We start from the raw sequence: 9,866 nt of genomic DNA, 5'->3' as shown, positions 1-9,866 counted from the left end.
TTAGCACAACCCATCACTGGAGATGCACCTTATAGTAGGCTACCGCTGACGGAACAGCGGGTTAAATCTTGCAATATACATTGCTGTTTAACAATCAATTACGTGACTTTTCAGGTCACACCCACGTTTTATTGAGGTTGAGCATTATTGTGTAGGCACTCTCATAGGCATCCGTAATATCTTCCATAAAATCCGGGTGAATGGGATTGCACCGATGAGAGCGTCGCGGGTCGTCGAAGTTGATCACATAGAACTTCGGCTTTACCTTGTAGCCGTCCGGGTGGTTCAGCAAATGGTTGTAGGCAATAGTAGATAGGTCGGGATACTTGAAATCGTAGATGTATTGACTAAAGCCCTTTTCAATCTGTTGCTTGATAAAATTGTTTACCACGGCATAGGACTTGCCGCTGCCCGGCGTACCCAACACGATGGACGCACGGAAGGGATTAACTACATTGATCCAACCGTTGTTCCAGCGTTTCCTGTAATAGAAACGTGTCGGCAGATTGACCGAATACTCGCTTTCGATAAGCCTCGTTTCCTGCATGAAACTCTCGTTCTCGTTGTTGAAAACATCCTCCATCAAATTGTGTTTCAACAGGCGGCTCATCCACAGACCACCCATCAACAGGCAGACATAGCCCGTTCCAATGGTAAGGACATACAGTCCCGTCACCGCTTCAAGCGGCAGCGGCAGGGGCAGCAACCACCAGTTCAGGAAAAACAGCACGAACCCGACGGCAAATGCTGTCCAGATTCTCCCCCAAGTGATTTTCTCACCCTTGACACCCTTCGTACCCAGACAGGACAAGGCAAGCAAAAGGACGGAAAACAGCTTCGTGTAGAGAATGGAATGGAACAGCCCCGCCGTGCGGTCGAAGTTCAGAAGGATTTTGTCCACCACGCCGATGTTCACGCCCCACAGCCGGATGGCTTCGTAGCAGAACCAGTACACGTTCATGACCACTAAAATGATACTCACGGCACGCAGAAAATCCATGATTTTCGCCAATGCCCTCAAATCGTCTTCTTGTTGTGACATACATTGATTTTTTAATTGTTGATACTCTGATTACATACCCAAGCCCTTGCGTTTTTTCTTCTTTTTGCGCTTCATCGCCCGGATGAAAGCCTCTTCCTCGGCATCTACCGCCGGACCTTCGGGAGTGAGCAAGCCCATACCGCCCGATATATCTTCACTGTCGTAGGCGGTCTGCCCGTGTGCCTTGTCCGCAGCATCCACAGGGATGGATAGCGGTATCGGCGGTTGTCCGGCGTATGGCAGGGTGAAGTGTTCCTGCAAGGCATTCGCCGAAAGCTCCTTACCCATGCGCGAACCGTTCAGCACGCATCCCGTGCGGTGGTCGATGAAGGTAGCCCCATAGATGCGCCCTTCCTCTGTGTAGCGCAGTACGGTGTCGATGCCCTTCTCTTTGAGTTGGGATACAAATTTGTCCTTGTCATAAGTGCCTTGCAGCACGGAAAGGACGGTGCGTTTCGTCATGTCTGCCAGTTTCCTATCCTTGATTTCCGATTTGGAACGGACAAACTTCTTCTGTACGGCTTCATAGCCTGCGGACTTCCCGAAAAGCGAGGATTTGAACGGGTTGCCCACCTTGTTACCCTTGTCGTCCGTGACGGAATAGACCAGCCCGTGATACTCCCGTCCGCGCACGTTGCCCCTCGCTTCCTCCACCGTCATATTATATAAGGAAAGGAGCGCACGGTATTCGCCCATCGTCTGGAAACGGTACTGCCCATTCAGAGCCTTCACGGTGTTGCCTACCTGCTTCTTCACATCACCTGCCGATGCGGCCACCTTGCGCAACGGATTATCCAATCTCTGATTTTTACGTTCTGCCGGATGCAATCCGTACTTCTGTTCCAGTTCCCTGCGGATACGGTCGCTGCGGCGGTAGAGAAAATCCCGGTTGAGCCTTTTCCCGTTCTCGTCCACGTTGACCGTCACGATGTGCAGGTGGTGGCGGTCGATGTCCTCGTGCTTGAATACAAGATAAGGCTGGTTTCCGAAACCGAGTTTTTCCAGATACTCGCGGGCGATATTCTGCAACTCAATATCGGTCAGCACATCCTCCGGGTGCGGGTTGAGAGAGATATGCACTACCGGCTTCTCGATCTTCATCTGCGGTGGCAGGAAGGTGAGAAAACCCTCCATCGCCTTGCCTATGTCCACCGTTCCCGAACCGTCATTGTAGATGCGGTTGGTGGTGAGAAGCCGCCCCTGCGCCTCGTTAATCTTCTCCCCGTTGTAGGCAATCGCGCCGTACAACGAACTTCCTACACTGATTTTTGCGACCATTTTGCCTCCATTTCCCTTGAAAGTTCCACAATCCGGCGGCTCAGTTTCACGAGTTCGACGGTGTGTTGCTCTAATTTGTAGAGCAACGCCATCGCCTTTTTCTCTGAAAAATGCAGCCTCAGTTCCTTCACGACTTGGTTGTAATTCGTACCCACGGCACGGAATTGTGCATGAAAATCCGACAGTTTGGTGTAATAGTCCACCAACGTCTTGTCCACCTTCAGCACCTTGAACGGTTGCCCGAAGAAGTGCGCTTTGAGGAAAACAGACCGTGCATAGACACCCGATTTTCCGAACATGGCGAGGAAACGGTTGTGTTCCTCCTCGTTGAAACGGACGGTGTACCGGTACACCGCCGGATCAAGTTTGGGATTTCTCCCTGATTTGCTTTTCCTTTTCTCTTTCATATTACTTTGGATTTAGCGGATTGACGGCATAAGCCGCCGCTTCGGATTACAGCACCGCAGTTCTGAAAGGCTTCCCGACTTCGGAGGGAAAGCCCGCCCCCTGCAAGGGCAAGTGCTTTTCGTGGCTGCTCAAAATATTTTGAGCGGCTGAAAAGACATCTTGCTATGTTCAGGTGAACATAAAAATCCGTCAGGGGACGGATTGGGAAAATACCTTTCAGGACTCCGGGCCGCGCGTCATCGGCGAACCCTGCTGTCCGGGTGCAAAGTTACGCCCTTAAAGCGGTATCGGACAGATGCTTGACCCGGTCAATGACTGCCAACCGGCGCAACGTGCCGCCACTTGCCGGAGAAGTGATACAGGTTCCAAAATATACTTGTTTATTTGCAGCATGATTCAAGAAACGAACGATTTGAAGATATGATAAACGGAACATTCAAATACCCGGAAATCCGCTTCTTCGGATACTTGCCGAAACGGATACCCGAACCGTCGGAAACCCGGTTCTCCGACAATTCGGTGACGTATGGATTCAATGACTTCATGACGCAATGTCGTCAATCACCATTTGTCCGACGCACCGCTTCACCACAGAACCGGATACGCGACGACCCGCCTGCGTGTGTAGTCACGGAAGCGGATGGTGCGACAGCCAAATCCGTATGGAAACAGAAAAACAAATCATCAACAATTAAAATAAATGGAACTATGAGTAAGGAAATCTTCGTTGCATTCGCAACACAGAAAGGTGGCATCGGCAAATCCACTGTCACGGCACTTGCCGCCAGCTACCTGCACAACGTGAAAGGCTACAATGTCGCCGTCGTGGACTGCGACGACCCGCAGCACAGCATCCACGGGCTGCGCGAACACGAAATGGGGCTTATCGACAGCAGCACCTACTTCAAGGCTCTCGCTTGCGACCATTTCCGCCGGATCAAAAAGAACGCCTACACCATCGTCAAAAGCAATGCGGTGAACGCCCTCGACGATGCCGAGAGGATGATTGCCACTGAGGACGTGAAACCCGACGTGGTGTTCTTCGACATGCCCGGCACACTCCGAAGCAACGGCGTGATAAAGACGCTCTCGCAGATGGACTACATTTTCACTCCGCTGAGTGCCGACCGCTTTGTCGTGGAGAGTACCCTGAAATTCGTCACGATGTTCCGCGACATGCTGATGACTACCGGACAGGCGAAAACAAAGGGGCTGCATCTGTTCTGGACGATGGTGGACGGCAGGGAGAGGAACGACTTGTACGGCATCTACGAGGAAGTGATAGCCGAAATGGGCTTTCCGGTACTTTCCACCCGCTTGCCCGACAGCAAGAAGTTCCGCCGTGACCTTTCGGAAGAGCGCAAGAGCGTTTTCCGCTCCACCATCTTCCCGATGGACACGGCACTGCTGAAAGGGAGTGGCATCCGGGAGTTTTCCGAAGAGATAAGCGACATCATCAGACCGCAGTGAGCATGGGCAGCAGGAAAGTGAACACGGAAGGCATCGACGAGGAACTGCTGTTAGCCTCCATCGGGCGGCGCACACAGGACGGGACACTGCGCCCCGCACAGGAAGTACCCGCAGCTGCACCGACCGAAGAGGACACCGCCGCACCGGAACCATCTCCTGTGCAACCCGTAACACGGGAAAAAGCGCAGAGGGAAAGTGGACGCCGGAAAAGGCAGGACGAGGACTACAACGAGCTATTCCTGCGCCGCAACGAGATAAAGACCCGCCAATGTGTCTATATCAGCCGTGACGTCCACGGCAAGATCCTCAGAATCGTGAACGACATCGCCGGAGGGGAAATCTCAGTAGGCGGATATGTGGATACCGTGCTGCGCCAGCATCTGGAACAGCACAAGGAGAGAATCAACGAACTGTACAAGAAACAACGTGAAGATCTGATTTGAAAATGGAAAAAGAAATGACACCGAATGAAAAAAGACCACAGCAAGACTGCGGAGGTATGTTTACCCAAGTGCAGGCGAGTGTGGAAATACTGTCGCCTGTCCCGGTAAGCGGCAAATGCAGTGAGAAGGACTATGAACGCCTGTTCATCCGCGACCCGGAAGTAAAGGCACGTGAGGGGAAGATGGCGTATGTGCGCCCGGAGTACCACGAGCGTATCATGCGTATCACCCGTGTAATCGGGCATGACCGGCTTACGCTGTCCGCTTACATCGACCATGTGCTGACGCACCACTTCAACCAGTGCGAAGATGCGATAAAGAGCCTTTATGCCCGAAATTACAATTCAGTATTCTAACCAAAAACGGAAGGATATGAATTACACAATCAGCATGACAGACATTCTGCTGGCGGTATCGGTCGGCTGCAACCTCTGGTTCCTGTTCCTGCTCCTTTACGAGCGCATCATGGACACGCGGATTGTCCGCTTCTTCAAGGGCATTGTCGGATTATGGCGGTCACTGGACGGGAATGAGGCTAAACGCATAGCGGCACACGAGGAAGTCCCTGCGGAAAAGGCGGACATCATCGGCAAGAGCCGTTTCAGGATGGCATCCACCCGGACAACCGCTGCCATACCGACGCAAGAAGCCGCCACTATTGAAAAAGGCATTGAGCTGTCGGAGGAAGAGGCTACTTTTGACGACGGAAAAACGGGAAACGCATCCCGCCCGGCACAAGTCCCGGAGGAAAAACTCGATGAGACCTTCACGAGCATACCGCCGGAGGAACTGGGATACGGGGACGACGAACCGGAAGAGGACGCCTCGGACACGCCACGGGCTTCGGGCAGCAGCTTTGACGAGATTGACGACGCCTGCAAGACCGCCAAAAACCCGGACGCGACACAGGCGGAACGTGAAAAGGCGGCTAAGGTGTTCACCGACATGGAGGGCACGGAGTTGTACGAGAAAATGATGGAAGGCTCTTCGGAGATAGGCATCCGCATCAAGGGGCTTATCGAGATTCGGCTGAAGAAATCTGAAAAGGAGTTCGTCGTGCCGGACAACATCGAGGAGTTCGACATTCGCAACTATGTATGACAACAATAAAAGAAATGAACATGAAAGAATGACATCAACCCACGCGGCGAGGAAACGCAAGGCGCATCCCCATCCGCAACGGACACGCCCACGTCCGTGGAAACAAACGGGCATCCACTAAAACCAAAGTAAAGAAACAAAGTATCAACCGCCCGACAAAGGACCATCCACCCTTTTGACGGCAAAAAACAAGAACAGTTTATGAACAAGAACATCTTGAAAAACAGAAAAGCAATCCTCTCCGCGGCACTTGTCATCGCCGCAACCGCCTCCGCTTTCGCGCAGGGAAACGGCATCGCGGGCATCAACGAAGCCACCTCTATGGTGAGTTCTTATTTCGACCCCGGAACTAAACTGATATACGCCATCGGTGCAGTCGTCGGGCTTATCGGGGGCGTAAAAGTGTACGGCAAGTTTTCATCGGGCGACCCCGACACCAGCAAGACAGCCGCCTCGTGGTTCGGCGCGTGCATCTTCCTGATTGTTGCCGCCACCATCCTGCGCTCATTCTTCCTTTAATAAATAATGTATGGCTGAATACCCAATCAACAAGGGTATCGGCCGTCCGGTAGAGTTCAAGGGCTTGAAGGCACAGTACCTCTTCATCTTCTGCGGAGGTCTGCTGGCTCTCTTCGTCCTGTTCGTCATCCTCTACATGGTCGGTATCGACCAGTGGATATGTATCGGCTTCGGCGCGGCATCGTCCTCCCTCCTTGTATGGCAGACCTTCGCGCTGAACGCCCGGTACGGTGAACACGGGCTGATGAAATTAGGAGCGGCACGGAGCCATCCCCGATACCTTATCAACCGGCGGCGGATAACCCGTCTGTTCAAACGACAACGAAAGGAAGAAAGACAATGAGGAATACATCGAAAATGACAACACTGGAAAACAGGTTCCCACTTTTAGCGGTGGAGCATGGCTGCATCATCTCAAAGGACGCCGACATCACGGTGGCTTTCGAGGTGGAACTACCGGAACTTTACACCGTGACGGGTGCGGAGTACGAGGCGATACACAGTTGCTGGTGCAAGGCTATCAAGGTGCTGCCGGACTACTCCGTCGTCCACAAACAGGACTGGTTCATCAAGGAACGCTACAAACCGGAGCTTCAGAAGGACGACATGAGCTTTTTAAGCCGCTCTTTCGAGCGTCACTTCAACGAGCGTCCGTACCTGAAACACACCTGCTACCTCTACCTGACCAAGACAACAAAGGAGCGTAACCGGATGCAGAGCAATTTCAGCACGCTGTGCCGGGGACATATCATCCCGAAGGAGCTGGACAGGGAAACCACGACCAAGTTCTTGGAAGCCTGCGAACAGTTTGAGCGCATCATGAACGACAGCGGGCTTGTCAGGCTGCGCCGCCTCTCCACCGATGAGATTGTGGGTACTGAGGGAAAGACGGGACTTATTGAACGCTACTTCTCGCTCATGCCGGAAGGTGACACCACCTTGCAGGACATCGAGCTTTCGGCAAGGGAGATGCGCATCGGCGACAACCGCCTGTGTCTGCACACCCTCTCCGACGCGGAAGACCTGCCGGGCAAGGTGGCTACCGACACCCGTTACGAGAAGCTCTCCACCGACCGGAGTGACTGCCGACTGTCATTCGCCTCCCCGGTGGGGCTTCTGCTCTCCTGCAACCATATCTACAACCAGTATGTGCTGATAGACAACAGTGAGGAAACCTTGCAGAAGTTCGAGAAGTCCGCCCGTAACATGCAGTCGCTATCTCGCTATTCAAGGAGCAACAGCATCAACCGCGAGTGGATAGACCAATACCTGAACGAAGCCCATTCCTACGGACTGACCTCGGTACGGGCACACTTCAACGTCATGGCGTGGAGCGACGATGCGGAGGAACTGAAGCATATCAAGAACGACGTGGGCAGCCAGTTGGCAAGCATGGAATGCGTGCCGCGCCACAACACCATCGACTGCCCGACACTCTACTGGGCGGCGATACCCGGCAATGCGGCGGACTTCCCGGCGGAAGAGAGTTTCCACACCTTCATCGAACAGGCGGTGTGCCTGTTCACAGAGGAAACCAACTACCGCAGCTCGCTCTCGCCCTTCGGCATCAAGATGGTGGACAGGCTCACGGGAAAACCGCTGCACCTTGACATCTCCGACCTGCCCATGAAGCGAGGTATCACGACCAACCGCAACAAGTTCGTGCTGGGTCCTTCGGGCAGCGGCAAGTCTTTCTTCATGAACCACTTCGTGCGCCAATATTATGAGCAAGGCGCACATGTGGTATTGGTGGACACGGGAAACTCCTATCAGGGCTTGTGCGGCATGATCCGACGCAAGACAGGCGGAGCGGACGGTGTGTATTTCACCTACACGGAAGATAAGCCCATCAGCTTCAACCCGTTCTACACCGACGATTACATCTTCGACGTGGAGAAGAAGGACAGCATCAAGACCCTGTTGCTGACGCTCTGGAAGTCGGAGGACGACAAGGTGACAAAGACGGAGAGCGGCGAGCTGGGCAGTGCCGTGAGTGCCTATATTGAGCGCATCCAATCCGACCGTAGCATCGTGCCGTCGTTCAACACCTTCTACGAGTATATGCGTGACGACTACCGCAAGGAACTGGCACAGCGTGACATCAAGGTGGAGAAGTCCGACTTCAACATCGACAACATGCTCACCACCATGCGGCAGTATTACCGGGGCGGGCGTTACGATTTCCTGCTCAACTCCACGGAGAACATCGACCTGCTCGGCAAGCGGTTCATCGTCTTCGAGATAGATTCGATTAAAGAAAACCGCGAACTGTTCCCCGTCGTGACCATCATCATCATGGAAGCCTTCATCAACAAGATGCGGCGGCTGAAAGGCGTGCGGAAACAGCTTATCGTGGAAGAGGCTTGGAAGGCCCTCTCATCGGCGAACATGGCTGAATATCTGCGCTATATGTATAAGACGGTCAGAAAATATTACGGCGAGGCAATCGTGGTGACGCAGGAGGTGGACGACATTATCAGTTCTCCGGTGGTCAAAGAGAGCATTATCAACAACTCGGATTGTAAAATCCTGCTTGACCAAAGGAAATATATGAACAAGTTCGACCAGATACAGGCGTTGCTCGGACTGACGGAAAAGGAGAAGTCGCAGATACTCTCCATCAACATGGCGAACAACCCTTCACGGCTCTACAAGGAGGTGTGGATAGGCTTGGGCGGCACGCAGTCGGCGGTCTATGCCACGGAGGTCAGCGCGGAAGAGTATCTGGCGTACACCACCGAGGAAACGGAAAAAGTGGAGGTTTACCGTCTGGCGGAGAAGCTGGGCGACGACATCGAAGCCGCCATCCGGCAGCTTGCCGAAAGGCGGAGAAACAAGGAATAACTAAAAAACAGAATGTATCAACCAAAAAAGAAAAACGCGTATGAATTTACCAAAAGTGAAAATGCTGCAAGTCAGCAAGTGCCTTATCGGATTGGCGGTCATGATGCTGCAATCCTGCGACGTGGCCGACAACCGCCGCGACATGCTGTGCGGGAACTGGGAGAGCGTGGAGGGAAAACCTGACGTGCTTATCTACAAGGAGGGCGAAGCCTACAAAGTGACGGTGTTCCGTCGTAGCGGTCTGCGCCGCAAGCTCAAGCCGGAAACCTATCTCTTGCAGGAGGAGAACGGCAACCTGTTCATGAACACCGGCTTCCGCATCGACGTGTCCTACAACGAGGCCACGGATGTGCTGACTTTCTCGCCAAACGGGGACTATGTGCGGGTGAAGCCGCAGCCGGGACATCCGACCGAAGAATAACAACCACTAAAATCCAAAGTAACATGAGAACAAGAATAACAATGATTATCTGCCTGTGCCTGCTTTTCGCGGGCAGGGCAAGCGCACAGTGGGTCGTAAGCGATCCGGGCAATCTAGCGCAGGGCATCATCAATGCCTCCAAAAACATCATCCATACCTCCAAGACCGCCACGAACATGGTGAGCAACTTTCAGGAGACGGTGAAAATCTATCAGCAGGGCAAGAAGTATTACGATGGTGCGCCCGTATAGGCGATATAATAAATGTAGCATTGGCAAGCTATTAGGTAAGTGTTCCAATATTTACCTATCATCACCAGCTTATCTGCCCACGAAAGGAC

At 53.1% G+C, this 9,866-nt stretch carries 10 protein-coding genes and 2 pseudogenes; 9 read left to right on the top strand and 3 right to left on the bottom strand.

The genetic code is table 11. The annotated features are described in order from the left end of the window. Nucleotides 1–118: 118 nt before the first annotated feature. The 3 genes and pseudogenes from H3001_RS18035 to mobA all read right to left on the bottom strand — a co-directional run. Nucleotides 119–1,042, bottom strand: a pseudogene (locus H3001_RS18035) (YWFCY domain-containing protein); the annotation flags it as partial. 30 nt (nt 1,043–1,072) lie between these two features. After that, on the bottom strand, nt 1,073–2,320 hold the full coding sequence (gene mobB, locus H3001_RS18030) for a conjugal transfer protein MobB (protein WP_004291483.1): 1,248 nt from the start codon (nt 2,318–2,320) through the stop codon (nt 1,073–1,075). Beyond that, a complete protein-coding gene (gene mobA / locus H3001_RS18025) occupies nt 2,299–2,727 on the bottom strand; it encodes a conjugal transfer protein MobA (protein WP_004291488.1) in 429 nt (142 codons plus the stop codon). Before mobA ends, mobB begins: the two co-directional genes overlap by 22 nt. Before the next feature lie 421 nt (nt 2,728–3,148). On the opposite strand from mobA, the gene H3001_RS18020 reads away from it, so the two are divergent. The 9 genes and pseudogenes from H3001_RS18020 to H3001_RS17980 all read left to right on the top strand — a co-directional run. Continuing rightward, on the top strand, nt 3,149–4,198 hold the full coding sequence (locus H3001_RS18020) for a ParA family protein (RefSeq protein WP_181215681.1): 1,050 nt from the start codon (nt 3,149–3,151) through the stop codon (nt 4,196–4,198). A gap of 2 nt (nt 4,199–4,200) precedes the next feature. Next, complete coding sequence (locus tag H3001_RS18015; RefSeq protein ID WP_004291503.1) at nt 4,201–4,641, top strand: DUF3408 domain-containing protein; 441 nt, start codon at nt 4,201–4,203, stop codon at nt 4,639–4,641. A 2-nt stretch (nt 4,642–4,643) separates the two neighbouring features. Next, nucleotides 4,644–4,997 (top strand): DUF3408 domain-containing protein, encoded by a 354-nt coding sequence (locus H3001_RS18010; RefSeq protein ID WP_004291505.1) that lies wholly within the window; start codon nt 4,644–4,646, stop codon nt 4,995–4,997. A 16-nt stretch (nt 4,998–5,013) separates the two neighbouring features. Continuing rightward, nucleotides 5,014–5,742 carry a hypothetical protein gene (locus H3001_RS18005; protein WP_004304280.1) on the top strand — a complete coding sequence of 243 codons (729 nt, stop codon included), beginning with the start codon at nt 5,014–5,016 and terminating at the stop codon, nt 5,740–5,742. Nucleotides 5,743–5,943: 201 nt separating this feature from the next. Continuing rightward, on the top strand, nt 5,944–6,261 hold the full coding sequence (locus H3001_RS18000) for a DUF4134 domain-containing protein (RefSeq protein ID WP_002560983.1): 318 nt from the start codon (nt 5,944–5,946) through the stop codon (nt 6,259–6,261). Between the two features lie 10 nt (nt 6,262–6,271). Then, a complete protein-coding gene (locus H3001_RS17995; protein ID WP_004291514.1) occupies nt 6,272–6,604 on the top strand; it encodes a DUF4133 domain-containing protein in 333 nt (110 codons plus the stop codon). Continuing rightward, on the top strand, nt 6,601–9,105 hold the full coding sequence (locus H3001_RS17990; protein WP_181215680.1) for a TraG family conjugative transposon ATPase: 2,505 nt from the start codon (nt 6,601–6,603) through the stop codon (nt 9,103–9,105). The genes H3001_RS17995 and H3001_RS17990 overlap by 4 nt, the downstream gene beginning before the upstream one ends. A gap of 40 nt (nt 9,106–9,145) precedes the next feature. Beyond that, a complete protein-coding gene (locus tag H3001_RS17985) occupies nt 9,146–9,526 on the top strand; it encodes a DUF3876 domain-containing protein (protein WP_004291516.1) in 381 nt (126 codons plus the stop codon). A gap of 23 nt (nt 9,527–9,549) precedes the next feature. Beyond that, nucleotides 9,550–9,762, top strand: a pseudogene (locus tag H3001_RS17980) (DUF4141 domain-containing protein); the annotation flags it as partial. Between the last annotated feature and the right edge of the window lie 104 nt (nt 9,763–9,866).

Source organism: Phocaeicola faecicola, from assembly GCF_013618865.1.
Classification (GTDB): Bacteria; Bacteroidota; Bacteroidia; order Bacteroidales; family Bacteroidaceae; genus Phocaeicola; species Phocaeicola faecicola.
This window is presented reverse-complemented; position numbering and strand designations above follow the sequence as displayed.

Coding starts and splice junctions, on each gene's coding strand:
- mobB (WP_004291483.1), bottom strand. CDS start 2,320: ATGGTCGCAAAAATCAGTGTAGGAAGTTCGTTGTACGGCGCGATTGCC.
- mobA (WP_004291488.1), bottom strand. CDS start 2,727: ATGAAAGAGAAAAGGAAAAGCAAATCAGGGAGAAATCCCAAACTTGAT.
- H3001_RS18020 (WP_181215681.1), top strand. CDS start 3,149: ATGATAAACGGAACATTCAAATACCCGGAAATCCGCTTCTTCGGATAC.
- H3001_RS18015 (WP_004291503.1), top strand. CDS start 4,201: ATGGGCAGCAGGAAAGTGAACACGGAAGGCATCGACGAGGAACTGCTG.
- H3001_RS18010 (WP_004291505.1), top strand. CDS start 4,644: ATGGAAAAAGAAATGACACCGAATGAAAAAAGACCACAGCAAGACTGC.
- H3001_RS18005 (WP_004304280.1), top strand. CDS start 5,014: ATGAATTACACAATCAGCATGACAGACATTCTGCTGGCGGTATCGGTC.
- H3001_RS18000 (WP_002560983.1), top strand. CDS start 5,944: ATGAACAAGAACATCTTGAAAAACAGAAAAGCAATCCTCTCCGCGGCA.
- H3001_RS17995 (WP_004291514.1), top strand. CDS start 6,272: ATGGCTGAATACCCAATCAACAAGGGTATCGGCCGTCCGGTAGAGTTC.
- H3001_RS17990 (WP_181215680.1), top strand. CDS start 6,601: ATGAGGAATACATCGAAAATGACAACACTGGAAAACAGGTTCCCACTT.
- H3001_RS17985 (WP_004291516.1), top strand. CDS start 9,146: ATGAATTTACCAAAAGTGAAAATGCTGCAAGTCAGCAAGTGCCTTATC.